The following is a 20,795-nucleotide window of genomic DNA, read 5'->3' as shown; positions in this document are numbered from 1 at the left end:
CCCAAATGCACATCGGCGCGCGGCTACATGATCTGGGGGTGAAGCTCGCCGCCCGGCACCACGCCGTAGGCCTGGAGCAAGAGGCCAACGTCGGTCTTGTCCGCCTTGTCGATGAGGCCCTTCAGCACGAGACGGGCGACCGCCGGCATCGGCATCGTGGTCACCGGCTGGTCGTCCCGCAGGCGATACGTCGCGTTGAGCAGGTCACGCACGTCGTACACCGAGCCCCACACCTCCGGCACCGCGCGGTCCACGTCCAGCAGCGTGTACACCGCCTCCATGCCGGTGCGGATCGAGTACTCCGTTGTGAAGATGGTGTCGCGGGGCGTCTCGGCGAACTGCCCGATGAACGCGAAGTTCCGGGCGTGGTCCGGCACCACCTTGGGACGGTCCGTGTTGTTGCGCGGCATGAAGAACGACGTGATGTACGGCATCATGCAGGGGACCGTGTCGCATTTGTCAGCCAGCTCGCCAATCTGGCCCTCCGGCACGCCGAGGTGCCAGAGCCACTCCTCGCAGATCTCGCGGCCGGTGCAGTCGCGCATGGGCTTTTTCACATAGTCGCCCGGCGTGTCGCAGAAGAGGCTGTAGACCCACACGCAGCACGACCCCGCAGGCTGGTCACGGAACTGCGGCTGGCGGTTCACCGTCCAGGACAGCAGCCACTTCGAGTCCTTGGCGGTCACGATGCCGCCCGTCACCACGCCCCCAGAGAGCGGGTCGCGCCGGCAGATGTGCTCGATGGCCGCGAGGATGTCCGGGTCGCTCGTCGTGACCGTTGCGCTCATCCAGTTGGACTGGGCCGGGTCGCCGCAGAAGACATCGGGGCGTCCAAACGAGCCGTCCGGCGCCTGGGCCGCGATGTTGCGCCACAGGCTCCAGCAGTCCCCCTCCTTGATGGTGGGGTCCCAGGGCGCCGGCTGGTCCTGTCGCCCGAACGTGGAGCAGGCCACGCAGGAGCCGTTCGTGATGAAGACGAGGTCGTCCGGCGACAGCTTGATGGACTCATGAGTGCCGTCCGCGTGCGACACCTCGATGGACTCGGCCACCTTCTCGGGCTGCTCGTCCGTGGACGCGCCCGGCTCCAGGTGCCGCACGTTGAAGAGCACGTTGTCCACCTGGGTGTCGAAATGGAACTGCGCGCCCTGCTCGGTGAGCCAGTTCTGCAGCGGGAGCACCATCGACTCGTACTGGTTGTAGCGAGTGAACCGCAGCGCCGAGAAGTCCGGCAGGCCGCCGATGTGATGCACGAAGCGCTGGATGTAGCGCTTCATCTCGAGCGCCGAGTGCCAGTTCTCGAACGCGAACATCGTGCGCCAGTAGAGCCAGAAGTCGCTGGTGAAGACCTCGTCGTCGAAGACCTCGTCGATGCGCTTGTCGAAGAGTTCCTCGTCGCGGGCCAAGAAGAGCTGCAGCACCTCCATCGCGCCCTTGTCGGAGAGGTTGAACTTGCCGTCGGTGTGCGCGTCCTGGCCGCGGCCGACGGTCGCACGGCACATCGAGTAGTTGGGGTCGCGCTTGTTGAGCCGGTAGTAGTAATCGAGCACCGAGAGGTCGGGGTCCTCGATGGACGGGATGGAGCGGAACAGGTCCCACATGCACTCGAAGTGGTTGTCCATCTCGCGGCCGCCGCGCATCGTGAAGCCAAAGGGATAGTCCCAGCCGTCCAAGGCACCGCCGGCGCGCGGGTCGCGCTCAAGGAAGTGCACGCTCTGGGGGTCGAACTCCGCGTCGCGGATGAGGAACACAGCCGTCGCAAGCGATGCGAGCCCCGTGCCCACCAGATAGGCCTGCCGACCCTCTGTGGCCGCATGCCCCGCAGGCCTGGCGTACGCCTCATAGGTGCCTGCTCCGTAATACATGGACGCCCTCCTTTGCCGATCGCGCCGGCACATTGCCGGCCGTTGCTCTCAGAGGACAGTGTGCCCACGACCCATAGTTGCCAAACGTCAACTATTGAGAGGCCGTGAATGGGCAACAACGGCAACCATGATGCGGGCCGGCGGCTTGCTAGGAGTTCTTCGATTCTCGTGCTGCGATGCGTTCTTATCGTTTTGCGATAAGTTCTAGTTGACAGACGATATCTCTGTCCCGTATAACGGTGGTGGCGCCGCAGAACCCTCCCCTGCCCGAGAAAGGCATCGCCATGAAGAACTACTCCAAGCCCGTCTCAATCATCGCCATGGTCGTCCAAATCCTCCTCTGGGTGGGGACCGCCCTGGTCGCGTGCGCGCTGATCTGGACGTTCGTGGTGCCCGAGGTCGCCGACAGCCTCTTTGTGGGTGGAATCGAGGGCGGCTCCATCGAGATGATGGGCGTCTCGGTCGAGCACGTCGACCGCAGCCTTGCCGCTTTCCGCACGATCTTGGGCTACGGCGTCGTGGCGCTCGGCCTCTCCGCCATGGTGGCCCGCAACATCACGCTCATCTCGCGCTCGCTGGCCGCACAGCCCGAGTTCAGCGAGACCAACACGCCGTTCACGCCGGACAACGTGCGCATGGTGCGCGAGATCGGCCTGTTCTGCGTGAGCATCTCCCTGTGGGGGCTCGTGGCCACGTGGGTGATCTTCGGCGTCTCTGGGGGCGCCGTCGAGACCTCCTGGAGCCAGATGGGCCTGCTCCTGGGCCTCGTGGTGCTTTGGCTCTCGACCATGTTCGCCTACGGGCACCGGCTGCAGGACGATGTGGAAGGGCTGGTGTGACCATGACCGAGCAGAACGGCCGCATCGTGCTGCGCCTGGACCGCATGATGGTGGAGCGGCACGTGAGCCTGCAGGACCTGGCGGCCCAGGTGGGGATCACGCAGGCCAACCTGTCGAAGATCAAGAACAACCGCGTGTCGGCCCTGAGGCTCTCGACGCTGGCGGCCATCTGCGAGGCGCTGGACTGCCAGCCGGGCGACCTGCTCGAGTACATCGACGATTGATGTGCATTTAGGGACAGTCCCCGTTTGCACGCGCGTGCATTTAGGGACAGTCCCCAAATGCACATACATCGTGCGGCTGACTCAGACCAACGCCCTCAGCAGTAGTAGCGTTCCTCTCCCGGAGCCACGTCGAAATACGAGCACCAGCGCTCGACGATCTCGTCCGATTTCGCACCCAGCACCTGCAGAATGACGCGCAGGTCCTTACTGGGGACACGAGAGCCATTGGAGCAAAGAAGCGCCGCGCCCTCCGAGGTGACCCAGACCTTTGTGGCATCCGGCGACGGCCTCTTGCCCACATGAACATGAACCGGCTCGATAGGGTCGCCCTCGTTGGACCAGAAGAAGACCGTCCAGCCGAGAATCTCAAACAGCTTCGGCATAAAGGCCCGCCTCTTCCATCGCGAGCCCAAGGATTGCCGGCGCCAATCTGTGAAGCTCCGCGTTCCACTCATCAAGGTCTTGGTCGGAAAAGCCGTTGACGTTCTCAAAGAGGTAGTCAGGGAGCCATGCATCGACCGAGTGGAAGAAGTCATCGGCATTAGGAGACTCGATGCGAACCAGAACGCGGCCGCCCTCTTTGAGGTCCGATCGAATCAGCTCGGACCCGTCAGCATAGGTCATGAACGGATGCATCATTGGAAGGCCCTTCTCGCGAGTCCCACACGTTCAGTATAGGGGCGCCTTCTGCAGGACGATGAGACGGCCTCGCGTTTCACGTCCCACCGCTCCTTTGTGCATTTAGGGGTCGTCTCCAAATGCACTGCGTGAGCATCTCCCTGTGGGGGCTCGTGGCGACGTGGGTGGTCTTCGGCGTCTCTGGGGGCGCCGTCGAGACCTCCTGGAGCCAGATGGGCCTGCTCCTGGGCCTCGTGGTGCTTTGGCTCTCGACCATGTTCGCCTACGGGCACCGGCTGCAGGACGATGTGGAAGGGCTGGTGTGACCATGACCGAGCAGAACGGCCGCATCGTGCTGCGCCTGGACCGCATGATGGTGGAGCGGCACGTGAGCCTGCAGGACCCGGCCGCCGATGTGCATTTAGGGACTGTCCCCGTTTGCACGCCGACCCGCAGGCACGCGAGCTGTGCGACATCGATGTCGTGGTGGGCGACTCGTTCACGAGCCAAGCCATTATCGGCAAGTGCAAGTGGCGCAACGAGTTTGACGAGACGCAGGCCCTGCGAGACCTGGAGCGCCGGAGCCGCCTCATTAAGGGGCACGAGGTCGTTGGCCTCTACCTGTTCACCAAGCGCCCCGTGACCGACGCGACGCGTTCAAAGATGGAAGCGGACGGCCGGTACGTGAACGTGACCGCCGACAAGATGTTTGGGATGTAGCGCACGGGTACCATTGGTTCAAAAGAACGAACCATTGGAGTTGGCGATGCGTGTTGAGGAAGAGCCGATCCGTCCCCGCTCCCCTGCCGAGAGACAGCTGGCTCAAGACATGGAGTCGCTGGCCGACGACTTCGCGACCGCGAGGCCGCTGTTCGTGGCACTGGGCGACGAGACGCGCCAGCTTATGCTGCTGGAGCTGTTGCGAAACTACGGCGGCCTGCGCGTGGGCGAGCTAGCTGAGGCGGTGGGGCTGTCTCGGCCGGCTGCGTCCCACCACCTGCGAATCCTGAAGGACGCGCGCCTGGTGGGCGTCTACCGCGTGGGCACGCGCAACTACTACCACGTGGAGCCGGACCTCCAGGTGTGGCGGCTCATGGCGCGTCTCTCGGCGGACGCCGAGCAGGCCGTGCGGGTGTGCGTGGAGCCATCAGCCACATATTGACCGCGCCATACCACCCAAACCTTCTCCGGGCACGCGATTCGGAGGCTCTCCGAGCCGGTTTGGGTGGCAGGATCGAGTGCCACCGCCCCCCAACCCCACCGCGGATGCTTCTCTGCAGACCTCTCGAAGAGGGCTGGGTGGTGGTGGCAGCGAGAGTTACCCCCCAACCTGTCCCAGATGGACCCGAAAGCGCTCCTCACGGACGGGCTTGGGTGGTGAAACAGGTGCCTACGGTGTCACTTCACCGCATCGAAGATGAAAACCGCCATCGCCAGCGTCACCGCGAGAGCACCCGTTGCGCGGCTCAGGGTCTTCGGCTTGGCGCGATTGGCCAGCGTCGACGTCCCGTGCGCGCTCACCAGCGTCGCGAGAACGCAGGGAATCAGCACCCACAAGCTCGGCACGCCGAACTCTGTGAAGTGCGCAATCGCTCCTACGGCCGTCGTGAACGTCATGATGAAGACGCTCGTGCCAACGGCCTCTTTCATCGCGTAGCCGAGGAACGTCACAAGCACCAAGAGCATCATCATGCCGCCGCCGGCGCCGACAAACCCGCAGACCAGCCCCACGCCCGCGCCGCACATGATAGACTCGACAACCCGGCGCTTCTCGGTGAGACCCGGCCGCGGCCGCCCGTCCGTGACCGGCCGCACGAGCAGCTTGAGGCCTGTGAGCAACGTGATGACCACGGACAGGCCACCCATGGACCGGTCGGTCACCACGCGGCTGATGAGCGTGCCGACGATCGTGAACACGATGACGGACGCCATCAGCAGCAGCGCCTTCCTGGGGTGCAGGTTGCCGTTCTTGCCGTAGACGACGGCCGAGGCCAGACTCGCGAGCACGTCCGCGCACAACGCCACGCCAATGGCCCGGAACGCGTCCAGGTGCAGGAACGTCACGAGCACGGGCGTCACAACGACGGCCGAGCTCATGCCGCCGCACCCCACGCCGATCCCCGCGCCGAGGCCGGCCAGCACCGAGACAAGAAAGTCAGCGAGACGTCCACGGCTAGAACTCGTAGACGCCCGGCTTGACCGCCGGGTCATGGGCGGCGAACGTCCCGACACAGTGGGGGTCGGTGCGCAGGCTCTGGATCCACGCGAGCCCCTCGCGCAGCGCCCTGGCGTCCGTCTGCACGCCGGGCAGCATCAGCTCGTCCCAGCTCTTCTGCTCGTAGCCGGTGTCGCCAGTGAAGACGACGAAGTCGCCCGTCGCGGCATCGGTCGCGATAAGAACCAGCGAGCCCTTGGAGTGGCCGGGCACACAGTACGCGACGAGCGACCCATCGCCGTACAGGTCGGCCGACTGCCGAAACGGCGCCTTGTCGTCAAAGACCCACTGAACAGTCTCGAACTGAATGCCGTCCCAGAGACCGGGGTTGTAGCGCGGGTCGAGCGGCGCGGCCGCCGCCTCCAGCTCCTGCGGCGCCACAAGCACGCGTATGACCTCGGTGAACGCGTCAAGCCCTGCCGCATGGTCGCAATCCAGGTGCGTCATCACGATGGCGTCAAGGTCTTGCGGCTTGATACCCAGCGCCTCCAGCTGACGATCCGCCGCGTCCTTCTCGGCCAGCACCGGCTCAGACGAGAACCACAACGGGAAACCCATGTGCTTCACGGCATCGTGGGCATCCCTCGCGGACCAGCCTGCATCCACCAGCGTCAGGTGCCCGGCGTTGCTCACCAGGAAGCACTTGACCGGCACCTCGATGCGGTTCTTCCGGCTCTGGAAGAGCCCCGTGTAGGCCAGCGGGTTGCTGCGGCTACCGCGATCCGGCACGGCCGGCGAGACCAGCACGCCGCCGGTCTGAATCACGCGAACGGAAGCCATGGTCGACTCCTCTCCATCGACAGTGAAAGGTCTATCCCCCTGGCTTTGGGCCGTATCCGTCTCGCGTTTCTTTACCGAGCCGCGTCACACGAGCATCAGCAGCGTGCCGCCCACGATGGACAGCTTGTCGATGGGCACCACGAGCGACGCCGGGCCCAGCGCCAGCCAGAGCCACGGTTCCGAGAAGACAGCCACAGGGACAGCATGGGGCTCGCGTGTGCATTTGGGGACTATCCCCAAATGCACACGCGTTAGCCACTGATCACCAGGTCCGCTGCGACGTCGCACACGTCCAGCACACCCAGCTCGCCCAGGTCGTCCACCAGCGCCACGCTGCGGCAGAGCCCAACCGATGTGCCAACGAACCGGCCGAGGAACGCGTCAAAGAACCCGCCGCCATAGCCAATGCGGTATCCAGCGCGGTCGAACGCAAGGCCGGGCACCAGCGCGACGGCCTTCTCGTCCACGCACGCCCCATCAATCCGTGGGCATGCGTCCGGCAGTGGCTGCACCACGCCCATCCTCGTGCGCTCCAAGGCCTCGAAGTCCTCGATGACGCGCCACTCCATCTGCCGCGGCCCCGTCACGCGCGGAACCGCAACGCGCTTGCCCCGCTCCCAGGCCCGCGCGATCAGCACGCGCGTGTCCACCTCGTCGCCCACGGACAGGTACACGAGCACCACCGGCGCGTCGCGCCAGACATCCAGCGCCGCGACCTTGTTGGCTATGGCGCCGTCAGCGACGGCGCGCTTCTCGGCGCCCAGGTCATGCCGGAGCACCTTGAGCCGGCGGCGCAGCTCCTTCTTCCGTGCATCGATGTCCGGGTTGCCCACGGGGCCTCCTCACGCGTCGGCCGCCCGCAGCGTAGCAAGCACGAGCGGGGTCGCTCGTAGCGTACGCCGAAGGGTCCAGCGACCGTCGGGCTCGCGGGAGGACGGCCGGGGAACAATCACGGGCGACCTGGCTCCGGAAGGAGAACCGTGAAGAAGCCCGTTGCCCTGGCGGCCATTGTTGCCTTGTCGTGCGCGCTGCTCGGGTGCGCAGAAGGGCCCGTGCCGCGAACAACCGGCGACGCGGCGAGCGCCAGCAGCTTCACGCAGCAGGTCGAGACCCCGGCCGACGCGCCCACGCTCACAGGCATCGCGGACCTCGGCAACGCGCGCTTCCGCATCGACCCCAGCTGGCCGGAGTTCACAGCGGTCGACCTCGTGCAATGGGACCTCAGCGACACCGTCACGCTCACGGCCGCCGTGTGCGAGCCGAGCAATCAGCTGCCGGACGAGTTCGCAGACTGGTGCGACGCCAGCTGGACCGCGGACGGCTGCGCGTGGGTGTACAGCGAGCAAACGAGCAGCGCGGGCAAGACCTGGGTGCTCGGCGTCGCGTCCACGGACGGCGAGACCGCAGGCGTTGTGTTCATGGCCACCGAGAAGGGCGCCCCCGAGGACGCGGCCATGCCGCCGGACGTGTGGGCGGTCTTCGACTCGGTGGCCATCGAATAGGAAAGGGGCCACGCACCCCTCGCCTGCGAGGCGATGTGCGTGGCCCCTCGTTCTCGTCACATCAGGAGCAGCGCCTGCGCGGGGCGCCCTGTTGGTTGACGGTGGGTCGTTACTGGATGCGCGTGCGGCAGTACGGGCACACCTTCCAGTCCGCGTTGAGCGGGCGGTGGCAGGTGGGGCACACGTTGCGCACCTGCGTGTTGCAGATGGGGCAGACGATGAAGTCGCGGTCGATCGGCGTGCCGCACTTGGGGCAGATGCCGTAGTGGGACAGCTGGTGCTCGCGGAGCGCGATGTCGAGGTCCTGCTCCTCGCGGTCCACCAGATAGCTGGACGGCCGCAGAATCACATAGGCGAGCAGACCCACCACGGGGATCACGGAGATGATGCCCCAGAGCCACCACGGCTCGGCGCCGCGGCGTTGCGCGTCGCGGATCACGTAGACGATGGACAGCAGGTAGAGCATCACAACGCACGCGAGCATCAGGTAGAGCACCATTTTGACTTCGGGCGTCAGGATTTGTTCTAGAAGGTCCTGCACGGTCAGGCTCCTCAAGGGTCGGCGTGGGGTTTGTTCGCGCTGCGATTCAGCCGCATACAGGGGGGATTGTAGCAAAGGGGTGCGAGCGCCCCGCCATCTCTATAGGATGCGCGCAGGTGTGAAGGCGGGGGCAGGGGCCCGCATTCAGAATGCGCTTCTGACTGAGATTGCGATTCTGAGCGCTCGCGGGGGTCAAAACTGCAGTTTGGATCCCCAGATGGCAGTTTTCAGGCATTCAGGAAACCAAAAGCGCATTGTGAGGGTGCATCGAGAAGCGCAATCTGAGCCAGCCCCCCTAGCCGTTCTGCACGCCCGGGCGCTCGATGGCAGCCAACTCCCCCGCCAGCGTGATGGAGCCACAGGCCACGTACGGCGCATCCGAGAAGGCCGCCGACACCTCGGCCACCGTCGGACACACGGCCGCCACCGTCGCGCCGGCCGCACGGAACCTCTCGGCGAGGTCTTCGGCGAGCAAGGCGCGCGGACTCGTCGTCTGCGTGGCCACGACCTGCGGGAACTCGGGCGCCAGCAGCCCGACGATGCCGTCCACGTCCTTGTCGGCGAGAACCGCGCAGACCAGCGTCGGGCGCGCCGCCGGGTCCGGCATCTGCTCGCGCAGGCTCGAGAGGAACACGCCGACGGACTGTGGGTTGTGGCTCGCGTCGATCAGATGGAGCGGCTCGGCGCAGAGCACGTCGTACCGGCCGGGCGTGGGACAGGCGGCCACCGAGCGGCGAAGGGCATCGAGATCCAGGGGCCGACCCAAGAACGTCTCGGCCACGGCGACCGCCGTCGCGATGTTCCGCGCCTGGTAGCTGGGCTTGTGAGCCCTGAGGGCCGGGTGCAGCTCCTCGGGGCCGTCGACGCTCAGGACCAGCGACCCGTCGTCGCGTTCCCAGCAATAGGTCGCGGTGGCGGCGAGACGCTCAGTTCCAAAGAGCCCTCGGGTGCTCGGCAGGACTGCCACGACGGGCACGTCCTGCTCGTCGCAGCGATCGAGCAAGACGCGCCGCACGTCGGCGCGCTCGAATGCGCCCGGCCCCAACACGCACGCGCGCTGGCCGCGCTTGACGACGGCGGCCTTCTCGGCCGCGATGGCCGCATGGGTGTCGCCGAGAATCGCCGTGTGGTCGAGACCGATGCCCGTGACACAGGTGAGCTCCGGGCGCGTGGCCGTCGTGGCGTCCCAGCGCCCGCCCATGCCCACCTCGAGCACTGCCGCATCCACGCCCTCCTCGGCAAAGACGACGCACGCGGCCACGGTGAGCAGGTCGAACTCCGTGACGTCATAGGGTCGCTCGCCGGCCGCGACGCGCCGGGCGTTCACGCGCTCCCCCGCCGCCACGGCCGCAGCGACGCCACGGGCAAAGGCCCGCCCGGACACCGGTCGCCCGCCCACCTCCATGCGCTCTGTGTACGAGACCAGCTCCGGCGACGTGTAGAGAGCCGTCTCGAGCCCCTCTCCCGAGAGGATCGCCGCGGTGTAGCGCGAGGTGGACGTCTTGCCGTTGGTGCCGGCGATCTGGACGATGCGGAAGCGCGCGTCCGGCCGGTCGAGCTCGTCGAGCATGTCCACCACGGTCTCGAGCATCGGACAGATGCCGAGGCGCCGGGTGGCGCGAAGGGCCGCCAGGGCGTCATCGAAGGTCCAGGCGGGTGTCTCGAAGGGAACGGTGTACGGCAGGTCCACGGCAGGCTCCTCGGTTCGTCGAATGCCCGTCCAGTCTGTCACAGCCGGCCTCGCCGAAGCCCCTCAACCTCGAGCCTGGACGCTTCGGAGAGAGCCGTTTGTCCACACCTGGACGCTTGGGAGAGAGCCGTTTGTCCACGCTGTCGCGGGCTGGAGCGTGGACAAATGGCTTTGACCGAAGCGTCCACGTCGAATTTGGGGAGTGAGGGCAACTATCGAGAACTAAGGGATATAACGGTTCATCGGTACTGTCCGCGCGCGATAGAAAGGACCGCCCGATGAAACTGAAGGCCATGCGCGCACCGTCGATGTACGTCCAGGACCCCGACTCCCTCTTGGAATTCTACGAGCTGGTCAAGAACTACGGCTCGCGCTTCCTCTTTGTCTGCAGCAACTCCGGGAAGAAGACCGTGCAGCCCAAGGTCGAGAAGAGCTTCGAGGGCACGGACGCCTACGGGCGCTTCGAGGTGTTCTCGGGCATCAGCTCCGAGGGGCAGATCGCCGCGATGCGCGACATCGTGAAGGCCGACGACATCCAGGTCGTCGTCGGCGTGGGCGGTGGGTCCGCCATCGACACCGCCAAGGCCACGGCGTACTACGAGAACAAGCCCGTCGTCATCGTCCCCACCGTCGCGGCCACGGACGCGCCGTGCACCGGCCTCTCGGTCATCTACCACGACGACGGCACCTTTGCCGAGTATCTGTTTTATCCCAAGAACCCGGACGTCGTGATCGTGGACAGCCGCATCATCGCGAACGCGCCCACGCGCTTCCTCGTGGCGGGGATGGGCGACGCGCTCGGCACCTACTACGAGGCCCGCGCCTGCGAGCGCACGAAGAGCCCGTCGCTGGAGAACACCGGCGTCACGAAGAGCGCGATGGCCCTCTGCACGCTCTGCCGCGACACGCTCTTCGAGAGCGGCTTCCAGGCCCTCACCGCCTGCGAGCAGCATCTGCTGGTGCCGGCCTTCGAGGCCGTCGTCGAGGCCAACATCTATCTGTCCGGCGTGGGCGCCGACAATGCCGGCCTCTGCGTGGCGCACTCCGTGTACAACGGCACGACCGCACTCGAGGAGTGCGAGCGGGTGCCGCACGGCAACATCGTGGCGTTTGGCACCATCGTGCAGCTGGTGCTCGAGAACGCCCCCGAGGCCGAGATCGCCGAGGTCATGAGCTTCATGGACTCCGTGGGGCTGCCGTTGACGCTCGAGGCCATCGGCGTCACCGACCCGGCCCGCGTGAAGGTCGCCGCCGAGAAGGCCTGCGTGGAGGGCGAGTCCATCCACAACCTCGCCGGCGATTGCACGCCCGAGCAGCTGGCGTACGCGATGTTCCAGGCCGACGCGTTGGGCAAGGCCTTCCTCGGGGAGGAGTAACCCCGAGAACGGACCCGACCTGAGGAGCAGCCCATGAGCCTCTTGACCCCTGTCATCACAACGACCGGCGGCTGGTGGCTCCTGGGCTGCTCGGCCTTCTACCTGGTGTGGTGGATCCTGTTCTTCCTGCCGGGCGCGGCAAAACCGACCGGGGCTCTGTGGTGGTTCGGCGCGGGGTGCCTGGTAATCGCAGCGGTCCTGGGCGTTGTGGGAATCGCGCGCGGCATGGGCACAGTGGCCGAGCTGGAGCCGCTGATGGCACGCGGCGTGCCCACGTGGGCCATCTGGGCCGAGTGCGTCGCCCTGTACGTGGCGCTTGCCGCCATCAGCACGCGCCTGTGGCACCGGCCGATTACCACCGAACTGCTGCTCTTTGTGGGCTGGCTGGGCTACGCGCTGTGTCTGCTCGACGTGGCGTGGGGCTGCGGAGTCGTGAGCGGCGCCACGGCGGCCGGATTGCTGGTCATGGTGGCGGCCGTGTGGGTGTGTTGCTTTGTGTGCTACCTGCTCTATTACAAGCTGGCGCCGTGGCCGTCGTTCATCGACGGGGCGGTCCCGCTCGTGGCCGTGGGAGTGGCAAGCGCGATCATCGGTTTCGTGCTGTGACGTGACAAAATGCTCTGACCCCATTGTCACGGTGACATTGGGGTCAGAGCATTTTGTCACGTGGTTTCGCTTCTGATTATTCCATCGCGAGCCAGCAGCCCGTGAGGCCTGCGGGCGCCGTCGGCATGAAGGAGCCGCAGAAATCCCCCATGGCCCGGCCGAGTGTCGTGTTGAGCACCACCTCGGCCACGTTCTCCCCCGCCTTCAGCGCCTCCGTGACCTCGAACTCGTAGTCCGGGCACAGCCGGCAGCCGCAGTCCACGCCGTTCACCGCGACCGTTGCCGCCTCTTGCACGCCTTCCAGGCCGAGGATCGCGCGCCGCCGGGCGTCCGGCTCCCCCACCTCGAATCGGAACACGTACCGCACGCGGCCGGCAAAGGACCCGCGACCCGGCAGAGCGCTCGCGTAGGCCGGCTCGTCCAGCTCCACAGGCCGCGACCACGAGCGGCCGCCATCCTCGGAGAAACCAACCTCGCAGCGACCCAGCCTTCGAGTGCCGCTCGCCACGAACGGCGCCCGCTGCGGCTCGGCATCCAGCGGGCCGTCGCTCACGACCACGAGCTTCGATCCGTACGGTGGAAGATCCAGCTCAAAGGCGTCCGGCGCCGCGAACAGCCGGTTCTCCCACGGGTCGTACTCATAGCGGTCGCCCTCCGCCGCGCCCGCCAACGAGCACCGCACGCGGTTCGCCGGATGCTCGTTCACCAGCAGGTACTCGTGGCGGCCGTCCCGCACGTAGTGGTAACAGCGCAGCCATGGCTGCTCGGAGTCGCGATCCAGCTCGCGCAGGCCGAGACCCACCACCGTCTGCGCCAGCTCGTCCGTCGAGACCACGCGCACGGCAGGGCTGCTCGCCAACAGCTCCGTCACAGCGCCGGCCGCGCCACCCTCGCACAGGCGCTCCGGCATCGCGCCGACAAAGAACACGGGGACACCGGCCTCGGACGCCTCGGACGCCGCCGCAAGGACCGCCCGCGGCACCGCCTCTCCCCCTGGCACCACGAGCGCGGTGTAGTCCTGCGCGCCGCAGCGCCAGAGCGCACGACCGTCCCTCTCGACCACCACGCCCCGCGCGAGCCAGTCCGTCGGCACGAAATCGTGCTCCACCCCGGCGCGCGCCAGCGGCCGTGCGACGTCCTGGAGCGGACGGTAGGCGCCGTACCATTCGCTCTCCGCGTTGAACCAGACACCCACGAGCGGCGCGCACTCGCCGCCCGAGAGCAGCGTCGAGAGGCGCTGCGTGTACCCCATGAGCCGCTCGAACTCCGGGTACTGCGGGTTCGCCCCACCCGCCCAGAGGTGCGGCGGGCAGTCGGCGTCCGGGAAGTCCGCACAGTCGAACGCGTGCGGCACGAAGTGGTTCACACCCCGCGCGAGCAGGTGGTTCACGAGCCACAGCGCCAGGCGGTTGCCCTCGTTCCAGCCGTAGGCCCCAAACACCTCGGCCATCGCCCGTCCACCCTTGGCCGGGTCGACATGCGCGAGCGACCCGCCGAGCCGGGCCAGCACGTGCGTGAAGAACCCCATGTCCCAACCTGGCTTGTGGAAGCTGTGGTAGAGCCCGTCATCGTAGCCCGGCATCAACTGCTGCATCACCACGTCGACGCCCGCCATCGACGAGTGCCGCATCGACCGGAAGAAGTGCCCGCACCCGTAGCCCAGGCGCGCGACGGCGTTGTTGTCCTCGATGGTGTGGCCGATCTTCTCGATCCCGCGCTCCTGGCACCAGCGGCAGAGCTCGCCGTCGAAGCACTCGGCATAGAGGTCGCTCACGAGGTCCATGTACGCACAGCGGAGCATCGACGCGACCTCGACAGCCGGGTGCGACACGCCCCGGAAGAGGAGCGTCGCATCGGCCGCCGGGTCCACAAAGAGCAACGGCAGCAACGGCATGAGCTGTCCCGGGTCGGTGCCCGTGCGTTCGGCGAGCAGGTCGAGCAGGTCGCGCCGCCACGGCAGGGGCATCTGCGGGTTGCGGCCGATGGACGCGTTCTCCGCACCATGGATGTTGCCGAAGCGTGGCTCGTCCGAGAAGAACCCCTTGAACGTGGTGCCAAAGTACTCGGAGAAGTGCTCCCACATCGGTTGGTAGACCGTGTCGATGAGCACGCGCGTGGCCGCAGGGTCGATGGGGCTGAGATAGCCCTCGGTCTCCTTCTCGCCGCCCGCGTGGCTGGTATAGAGGACGTTGATGAGCCACTGGCCTGCGGGCACGTCCAGGCCCACCGCAGTGACCGGCGGGGTGGGCGCGCCGAACATCGCAGGTGCGCCCGTGAGCCCGTCATCGCGGACGTGCAGCGTGGGCGTGAGGTCGATGGTGATGCCCGGCTCGAGGTCGCCGTCCTCGCGGCGCCGCTGCGCCAGCACCGCGAGCACCTCGTCGTCGGGATCGGCGAGCAGGTAGCGCAGGATCAGCTCGGCGCCCGCAATGGGGCCCGCCGCGTCGCGCTGCTCCAGCCGCAGGAAGCGCTTGCGCAGCTCGGGATGGTTGCGCTGCACCTCGCCGTTGGCCCAGCCGGTGGGGAAATGGCTGTCGTCCAAGAGCCACACCCCCATGCCCAGGCGCTCGGCCTCGTCGAGGATGAAGCCGAGGTCGTCGAACCAACCGGGGCCGTTGAAGTCCTCATGGGGCCTGGCCTCCACGCAGAGCTGGTCGATACCGCAGGCGCGGATGGCGGCCATCACCTCGGCGTAGCGCCCGTGGCTCTCGCCGTGGACCCACATGAACGGCAGCACGTGGCCGCCAGCGTCGTTGGCCAGCACCTGCTCCAGTGCACCCATGTTTGCTCCCGTCCATGAGTCAAGACCCGACGGGCGGTGACTCATTGGCGATTACCCATCGCTAGTGCCTGCCGACCCACTGCCACAGCGTCACCGGGAAGCCGTCCCACAGGACGTTCGTGCCGTCCAGCTCCGTGCGCACGGTGTCGTGGTACACGTTCACCCAGATGAAGTGCCCGTTGTACCGGGTCGGCCGCCCCTCAACGTCGTGGTAGCGGCCCGTCTCGTCCTCGAAGTGGTCGTAGTAGGTGAGGTGCGCGTCGTCCGGGTTCTCGGCCATGAGCCTGGGCCAGGTGGTCTTGATGTGGTCGTCCACCTTGACGAGCGTGTCGTCGTCCACCTGCACCCACCACTGGGGCGTCCGCGCGATCGCCGCGAACTCCTCGTCCGTCGCGTCCGTCCCGCGCCACGGGGCGCACACCGGCACGGCGGCCGCCCAAAAGCCCGGGTAGTCCGCCATGAGGCGCACTGTCATGAAGCCGCCGTTGGAAAGGCCTCCCACATAGATGCGCGTGGGGTCGATGGCCGGATGGGCCTCCACCACGGCGTCCACCAGCTCCTTCAGCGCGGCGGAGTAGATGCTCTGGTTGTCGTCGTCGATGCCGCCGTCGCCGGAGTCCATCCAGAACGTGGGACAGCTCGGCGCGAGCACGTACGCGGCGCCGCCCAGCTTGTCCTGGATGTTCCGGCCGGAGAGCGCCGTCACCAGGTTGCCGGTCACGGTGCGATAGACCTCTCCCCCGCCCTCGCCGGCGCCGTGGAGCCACAGCAGCAGCGGCACCTTCTCGAGCGGTGGCAGCGGCTCCACGTAGAGGTTGCCAAAGCCGGGATTGGCACGGCGCTCGTTCACGGCGTCGAAGTCCGGCGTGAAGAGCCCGTAGCCCATCTCGATGCCGTCGAAAGTGCCGGCGAGCCCGAGGTCCCAACCGGCGAGCGCGGGGCACACGTCGCCGGCGCAGTCGCCCCACACGAGCCCAACCTGCGGCGCGCCGCCCGACTCGACCGCTGGGATCGCCGCCACCTGCGTGACCGTGAAGTCGCTCGCACGCAGGTGCCCGTGCAGGACGTCGCCGTCGATGCGCTTCGTGAGGCGCTCCTCGGGCAACGTCAGGCAGACGAACCGGCCCTCGCCGAGAACCGCGCGCCCCGACGGGTCGCAGGCGCAGGCATCAAGGACGCGCACGTAGCCGCGGCTCGGCCTGGCCGTCTCGTCCGGGTCGCCGTGATGGGCCTTGGCGGTCACGACGCCGCCGGTGGCCGGGTCGCGGCGCTCCACGTAGACCGAGAACTGCTCCGGCCGCACGTCCTCCGCGCGCACGGGGTCCGGCAGCTCCAGGATCAGCTTGCCGACAAAGGGGCCCGGGTCCTCGCACCGGGTGTAGGTCCAATAGCGCGCCATGGGGCCTCGCTTTCTCACGTTGAAGGCAAACTCAATGAGTCGAGCCTGCCGCTGCGGTGTCCTTGAGCACAGCTTAAGGACACGGGGCACCGCTCAACCGCAGCGTCGCATTTACTAAACCATCGAGCCCTGTCTGGATGTGAGCTGCGGTTTCACAATGGAGGCACACCGTGCAAGACCAGCCGCCGACAAAGGAGCCCGCCCATGGAACGACAGAAGGCCCGCGCGATTTTCACCAACGACGCCGAGTGCGACGACATGAACTCGTTAAAGCATTTGTTGATGTACGCCAACGACATCGACATCGAGGGAATCGTGCTCAGCAGCTCGGTCTTTCACTACGCGGGCGACCCGGATGCCGGCATCGAGCCCAAACGCTGGGCCGGCGGCGACTGGATGTTCGAGGACCTGGACGCCTACGAGAAGATCCTCCCCAATCTGCGCGCCCACGACCCGGCGTACCCCAGCACTGACGAGCTGCGCGCCGTCACAAAGACCGGCAACGTCAAGGTGCTGAACGACTACTCGGAGGACACCGAAGGGTCCGAGCTCGTCAGGGCCGCCATTCTCGCCGAGAACCCGCGCCCGGTGTGGCTGCTCGCGGGCGGCGGCACGTCCACCATCGCCGCGGCGCTCCGCTCCATCGAGGAGGACTTCAAGGGCGCGCCCGAGTGGGACGAGGTCTATCGGCGCGTGTGCCGGCAGGCGCGGATCTTCATGATCGTGACCCAGGACGAGACCTACCGGGAGTACATCAGCCAGGCGTGGCCGGACCTGCCGCTGCTGCACTGCACGGAGCTTGCGGGCCTTGGGTTCTGGTTCAACGACGAGCTCAACCCGCCGGACTCGCTGCCGTTGATGTCCGGCGACTGGCTCAAGCCCAACCTGTTGGACAAGGGTCCCTTGATGGCCCGCTACAACACCTGGGGCGACGGCAAGGTGTACCCGGGCGAGGAGGACCGCTCACAGTTCGGGTCGAACCCCGAGCTGATCGGCGGCGCCTGGTGGGGCAAGGTGCCGCACGAGCGGTACGACATGATCAGCGAGGGCGACTCGGCGAGCTTCATGCACCTGATCGACGTGGGCCTGCGCTCGCTGGAGGACCCCACGTGGGGCGGCTGGGGCGGCCGGTTCATGCCCGACCCGGAGAACGAGTTCAATCCCGATGCGGCCTACTGGCGCAACGCCGCCGACGAGGCGGGGTCGGGCGCTGTGAAACCGACGGCGTACCAGTTCAGCCGCTGGATGGGCGACTGGATGCAGGAGTTCGCCGGCCGCTGCGACTGGGCGACGTGCGGCGACTACGGGCAGTGCAACCATCGGCCGAGCGTGGACGTGGCCGAGGGGCTCGACCTGACCGTGGAGCCGGGCGAGGCGGTGCGGCTGACCGCGCTGCCGAGCGACCCGGACGGTGACACGCTCTCGGTGCGGTGGTTCGATTACCCGGAGGCGGGAACGCTCGGGCGGAGCGTGGCCGTGGAGCAGGACGGGAACGCCTGCGTGGTGACGGTGCCCGGCGATGCGGCGGCCGGCCAAACGGTGCACCTGGTCTGCCGCGTGAGCGACGACGTCTCGCATGAGAACGGCTACATGACGACCTACGCCCGCGTCATCCTGACCGTGGCGTGACAAAGGGGTCAGAGCATTTTGTCACGTCATACAAGTATTGATGGTTCTGCTGGCACCCGCTGAATGATTCCACGGCCCAGCCCAGAGAAACGCTCGATCTGGCGAACCGACAAGCAAACCGCCCGAAGGGCTCCGATCGCACGATTGCGGAGCCCTTTCTCAACTGCCCCGAGCTCCCCATCAATACCCATGCCGAGGAGGACCTGATCGTACACGACGCGCGCCTCCTCATCGGTCAAATGCCTCCCCGCGTGCGCGAGCACGATGGCCTCCTGCCGAGCAAAGGCGACCCGGTGAGCGTCCTCGAACGCCTCCACCGATCCGTACAAGCCCAGAACCCACTCGACATCGGCCAGACCTCCTCCGTTTAGAACCTCTTGGTAGCTGCTCCAGGCAAAGCTCCGCGCACGATCAAAGTCACCGTGTGCCGGATTGAGATGGATATAGGGGACGACGGCTTGAAGGTGCCGCTCGTCGTCAACCGGGCTGCCATGGAACCGCCCCTGAAAGTCATGCCCCACATGGTCGTGGCGACGGTTGTACTCCCCCGCATAGTGCGAAAAGACGTCCCGCATAAAGTCCGACGGCGGCTCTGCGGGCGACTCGAGCAGCGCGTGGACGTGGTTCTCCATGAAGCACCACACCAGCACCGAGACATCGTGGGTGTCACAGCCCCGCGCGAGAAGCCGCTTGAGGCAGGCCCTGTCCTCGTCGTCCTCGAAGATGCTGTGGCGGCCCGTCCCGCGCGTGCTCACGTGATACAGGCCAGCCTCGCTCCGCGGTCGCGGCCCTCGTGGCATGGTGCCCTCCTCTCCTTGGAGAGGCATGACCCTAGGAAATGAGGGACTCAAAGAAAAGGGCCCCGGTTGCCCACCCTACAGTCCCGCGATATACCCATCGATACCGATGCATACAAGCTGCTGAAACAGGTCAGAGATTGCCTATCCTACCTGCGGACTGACAGGTTTTGTTAGATGCAATCTTGAATCTACAGAGCCCGGGAGTTATCAACATCAAAGATGAAGCGGCGTGACAAAATGCTCTGACCCCAATGTCACCGTGACAAAGGGGTCAGAGCATTTTGTCACGTTCCGTCTTTGATGCAGTGAGGCACCAATCGTTGCAGTCTGGGCGCGGGGGCAGCGTCCACGTGCCGTCCAGCGCGATCGAGCAAGGCTCGCCCCACTCCCCTGTGCGCGGATCGAACCAGCGCCAGGTCCACTCGCCGGCCGCCAGTCCTTCCACGCGCAGCGGCTTCCGCGCCGCCTCCGTGTAGTACGCCGCGATCCGGTCGCACTGCTCGGACACGGTGGCCATGGGCTGCTTGCGCCACCGGGCCCCGTTCGCGCCCGGCCGCTCGTAGGGCGCCAGCTCCCAGAACCGCACGTCCTCGTAAAAACGCTTCCAGTGACCCAGTTGTACGGCGCCCGGCGCGTCGATTCCGTCACGCCACGTCCAATGGAACCGGTTGAACATCCCCACCAGCACGTCGTTGGCCGGGTCCTCGAAGAACGCCTCGTCCCAGACGCAGTCCCAGATGCCCTGCGCCCCGTAGGTGTAACCACAACCGCCCAGCTGCATGACCATGTACGCGACCCGTCGCACCATGGCGGGCGTCACCTGCCGGCTGCCGTTCTCCTCGAGCGTCGAGCAACCCTCGTACATGGCCTCGCCCTCCACGAAGGGCTTCTCGTGATGGGCCGAGAAGAACTCCCGGTAGTCGCCCTCCCCCACCAGATAGTCGCCGTGGCCCGCCTGACCCAGCGTGAGGTCGTGCCACGACGCGTCCTGGTAGTACTCCTCCATGGGCCGGCGCGTGGTGTAGTGCGCCGTCTGGAGGTGGCCGTAGCCGTCGCACGACTCGATGACGCGCGCGACCTCGTCCCAGCCAGCGATGAGCTCCTCGCGGTGCGCCGAATCGTAGCCAGCGACCTCGCCTGCCAGCGTCCACACCACGGGCAGTGCCCCGTACCGAGCTACCACGTAGCGAGCCAACGTCTTCATTTGCTCCATGCCGTTGGGTTGAAACAGCTCGTCGTACCAGGCAAGCCCGAGGGCATTCACCAGTCCGGCGTCGGCAACGTAGGCCATGCGCCGGTCCAATTCCTGCTGGTAGAACGCCACGTTGGGAACGGGCTTCTCGGCGTCCGGGTCCAGCCAGTACCGGTCGTCCGCCTCGTTGGCGCGGAGGTTCGCCTGGCACACCGAGAAGCCCTGCTCGACGCGCCGGTCCACCATGCCGCGGAACATCGACCCCATGGCCGGATGGTTGCTCTCGTCCCAGCGCTCGCCGGTCGCGAAGGCCCAGTGCGTGTCGCCGAGCCAGAGGAACGGCGTGCCATCAGCGTACGTGAGGTAGCGACGGTTCTCGGCCACGCGGAGAAACCCGTGCCGGTAGATCGGCAGTTCCCCGCGGTACGGCTCCGCCTCCAACGTACCGAAAAGCCCGTCCAGCCCGGAGTCTGCAGGCGCGGCCAGCGACCAGTTCCAGCTGCCCGGCACTGGCGGCGCAAAGCTCACGCGGTACGTGCGGCCGCCGTCCCAATAGGCCTCGCGGAGGATCTCCTCGCCAGACGGCCCGGCGAACGTCGCCACCACCGCGCAGTCGCGCACGGGGTCCGCGTACTCGCGGGCCGCTTCAAACGTCAGCACCGTCCGGCGCCAAGTCTCAGCCATCATCAACTCCTTCACCACGTGACAAAATGCTCTGGCCCCTTTGTCACGTCCTCCGT

At 66.8% G+C, this 20,795-nt stretch carries 21 protein-coding genes; 9 read left to right on the top strand and 12 right to left on the bottom strand.

The features are described 5' to 3' along the window. Positions 1-23: 23 nt before the first annotated feature. The gene (locus tag QJ043_RS07650; RefSeq protein WP_283713070.1) at positions 24-1,862 is read right to left on the bottom strand and encodes an oleate hydratase; all 1,839 of its coding nucleotides are present in this window, start codon (positions 1,860-1,862) and stop codon (positions 24-26) included. Between the two features lie 284 nt (positions 1,863-2,146). Here QJ043_RS07650 and QJ043_RS07645 point away from each other — a divergent pair, with 284 nt between their 5' ends. Together QJ043_RS07645 and QJ043_RS07640 are read left to right on the top strand one after the other, a co-directional pair. Continuing rightward, on the top strand, positions 2,147-2,701 hold the full coding sequence (locus QJ043_RS07645; protein WP_283713069.1) for a DUF2975 domain-containing protein: 555 nt from the start codon (positions 2,147-2,149) through the stop codon (positions 2,699-2,701). Positions 2,702-2,703: 2 nt separating this feature from the next. Continuing rightward, positions 2,704-2,925 carry a helix-turn-helix domain-containing protein gene (locus tag QJ043_RS07640; protein ID WP_283713068.1) on the top strand — a complete coding sequence of 74 codons (222 nt, stop codon included), beginning with the start codon at positions 2,704-2,706 and terminating at the stop codon, positions 2,923-2,925. A 95-nt stretch (positions 2,926-3,020) separates the two neighbouring features. Here QJ043_RS07640 and QJ043_RS07635 read toward each other — a convergent pair whose 3' ends face one another. Next, positions 3,021-3,308 (bottom strand): DUF4160 domain-containing protein, encoded by a 288-nt coding sequence (locus QJ043_RS07635; RefSeq protein ID WP_283713067.1) that lies wholly within the window; start codon positions 3,306-3,308, stop codon positions 3,021-3,023. Next, a complete protein-coding gene (locus QJ043_RS07630) occupies positions 3,292-3,549 on the bottom strand; it encodes a hypothetical protein (RefSeq protein WP_283722790.1) in 258 nt (85 codons plus the stop codon). Before QJ043_RS07630 ends, QJ043_RS07635 begins: the two co-directional genes overlap by 17 nt. A gap of 134 nt (positions 3,550-3,683) precedes the next feature. Between QJ043_RS07630 and QJ043_RS07625 the strand changes: the two genes are divergently transcribed. The 3 genes from QJ043_RS07625 (at position 3,684) to QJ043_RS07615 (ending at position 4,705) form a co-directional block, all read left to right on the top strand. Then, entirely contained in the window at positions 3,684-3,869 is a 186-nt protein-coding gene (locus QJ043_RS07625; RefSeq protein ID WP_283713065.1) for a hypothetical protein, read from the top strand. A gap of 112 nt (positions 3,870-3,981) precedes the next feature. Continuing rightward, positions 3,982-4,263, top strand: a complete 282-nt coding sequence (locus QJ043_RS07620; protein WP_283713064.1) for a hypothetical protein — start codon at positions 3,982-3,984, stop codon at positions 4,261-4,263. A gap of 109 nt (positions 4,264-4,372) precedes the next feature. After that, a complete protein-coding gene (locus QJ043_RS07615; RefSeq protein ID WP_283722789.1) occupies positions 4,373-4,705 on the top strand; it encodes an ArsR/SmtB family transcription factor in 333 nt (110 codons plus the stop codon). A gap of 236 nt (positions 4,706-4,941) precedes the next feature. Here the strand turns inward: QJ043_RS07615 and QJ043_RS07610 are convergent, their stop codons facing one another. The 3 genes from QJ043_RS07610 to QJ043_RS07600 all read right to left on the bottom strand — a co-directional run bounded on the left by QJ043_RS07610 (position 4,942) and on the right by QJ043_RS07600 (position 7,371). Continuing rightward, positions 4,942-5,754, bottom strand: coding sequence for a sulfite exporter TauE/SafE family protein (locus tag QJ043_RS07610; RefSeq protein WP_283713061.1), 813 nt, complete (start codon positions 5,752-5,754; stop codon positions 4,942-4,944). Beyond that, positions 5,717-6,538, bottom strand: coding sequence for an MBL fold metallo-hydrolase (locus tag QJ043_RS07605; RefSeq protein WP_283713060.1), 822 nt, complete (start codon positions 6,536-6,538; stop codon positions 5,717-5,719). Before QJ043_RS07605 ends, QJ043_RS07610 begins: the two co-directional genes overlap by 38 nt. 251 nt (positions 6,539-6,789) lie before the next feature. Next, on the bottom strand, positions 6,790-7,371 hold the full coding sequence (locus tag QJ043_RS07600) for a 5-formyltetrahydrofolate cyclo-ligase (protein WP_283713059.1): 582 nt from the start codon (positions 7,369-7,371) through the stop codon (positions 6,790-6,792). A 147-nt stretch (positions 7,372-7,518) separates the two neighbouring features. Between QJ043_RS07600 and QJ043_RS07595 the strand changes: the two genes are divergently transcribed. After that, positions 7,519-8,040, top strand: a complete 522-nt coding sequence (locus QJ043_RS07595; protein WP_283713058.1) for a hypothetical protein — start codon at positions 7,519-7,521, stop codon at positions 8,038-8,040. A gap of 109 nt (positions 8,041-8,149) precedes the next feature. Here QJ043_RS07595 and QJ043_RS07590 read toward each other — a convergent pair whose 3' ends face one another. Together QJ043_RS07590 and QJ043_RS07585 are read right to left on the bottom strand one after the other, a co-directional pair. Beyond that, positions 8,150-8,581 (bottom strand): zinc ribbon domain-containing protein, encoded by a 432-nt coding sequence (locus tag QJ043_RS07590; RefSeq protein WP_283713057.1) that lies wholly within the window; start codon positions 8,579-8,581, stop codon positions 8,150-8,152. A 295-nt stretch (positions 8,582-8,876) separates the two neighbouring features. Continuing rightward, the gene (locus QJ043_RS07585; protein WP_347177738.1) at positions 8,877-10,271 is read right to left on the bottom strand and encodes a bifunctional folylpolyglutamate synthase/dihydrofolate synthase; all 1,395 of its coding nucleotides are present in this window, start codon (positions 10,269-10,271) and stop codon (positions 8,877-8,879) included. Positions 10,272-10,549: 278 nt separating this feature from the next. Here QJ043_RS07585 and QJ043_RS07580 point away from each other — a divergent pair, with 278 nt between their 5' ends. Together QJ043_RS07580 and QJ043_RS07575 are read left to right on the top strand one after the other, a co-directional pair. Next, entirely contained in the window at positions 10,550-11,647 is a 1,098-nt protein-coding gene (locus QJ043_RS07580; protein WP_283713056.1) for a glycerol dehydrogenase, read from the top strand. A 33-nt stretch (positions 11,648-11,680) separates the two neighbouring features. After that, positions 11,681-12,253 (top strand): hypothetical protein, encoded by a 573-nt coding sequence (locus QJ043_RS07575; protein WP_283713055.1) that lies wholly within the window; start codon positions 11,681-11,683, stop codon positions 12,251-12,253. A 76-nt stretch (positions 12,254-12,329) separates the two neighbouring features. On the opposite strand, the gene QJ043_RS07570 is transcribed toward QJ043_RS07575, so the two are convergent. Together QJ043_RS07570 and QJ043_RS07565 are read right to left on the bottom strand one after the other, a co-directional pair. Continuing rightward, positions 12,330-15,035: a hypothetical protein gene (locus QJ043_RS07570; RefSeq protein ID WP_283713054.1), complete on the bottom strand. Its 2,706-nt coding sequence runs from the start codon at positions 15,033-15,035 to the stop codon at positions 12,330-12,332. Positions 15,036-15,096: 61 nt separating this feature from the next. Continuing rightward, the gene (locus QJ043_RS07565) at positions 15,097-16,434 is read right to left on the bottom strand and encodes a prolyl oligopeptidase family serine peptidase (RefSeq protein ID WP_283713053.1); all 1,338 of its coding nucleotides are present in this window, start codon (positions 16,432-16,434) and stop codon (positions 15,097-15,099) included. Positions 16,435-16,638: 204 nt separating this feature from the next. Here QJ043_RS07565 and QJ043_RS07560 point away from each other — a divergent pair, with 204 nt between their 5' ends. After that, positions 16,639-18,063: a DUF1593 domain-containing protein gene (locus tag QJ043_RS07560; RefSeq protein WP_283713052.1), complete on the top strand. Its 1,425-nt coding sequence runs from the start codon at positions 16,639-16,641 to the stop codon at positions 18,061-18,063. A 26-nt stretch (positions 18,064-18,089) separates the two neighbouring features. Here the strand turns inward: QJ043_RS07560 and QJ043_RS07555 are convergent, their stop codons facing one another. Together QJ043_RS07555 and QJ043_RS07550 are read right to left on the bottom strand one after the other, a co-directional pair. Beyond that, a complete protein-coding gene (locus QJ043_RS07555) occupies positions 18,090-18,863 on the bottom strand; it encodes a transposase (protein WP_283713051.1) in 774 nt (257 codons plus the stop codon). Positions 18,864-19,134: 271 nt separating this feature from the next. Further along, positions 19,135-20,739, bottom strand: coding sequence for a glycoside hydrolase family 140 protein (locus tag QJ043_RS07550; RefSeq protein ID WP_283713050.1), 1,605 nt, complete (start codon positions 20,737-20,739; stop codon positions 19,135-19,137). Positions 20,740-20,795: the final 56 nt, after the last annotated feature.

The organism is Kribbibacterium absianum (assembly GCF_030067705.1).
Classification (GTDB): domain Bacteria; phylum Actinomycetota; class Coriobacteriia; order Coriobacteriales; family Atopobiaceae; genus Kribbibacterium; species Kribbibacterium absianum.
This window is presented reverse-complemented; position numbering and strand designations above follow the sequence as displayed.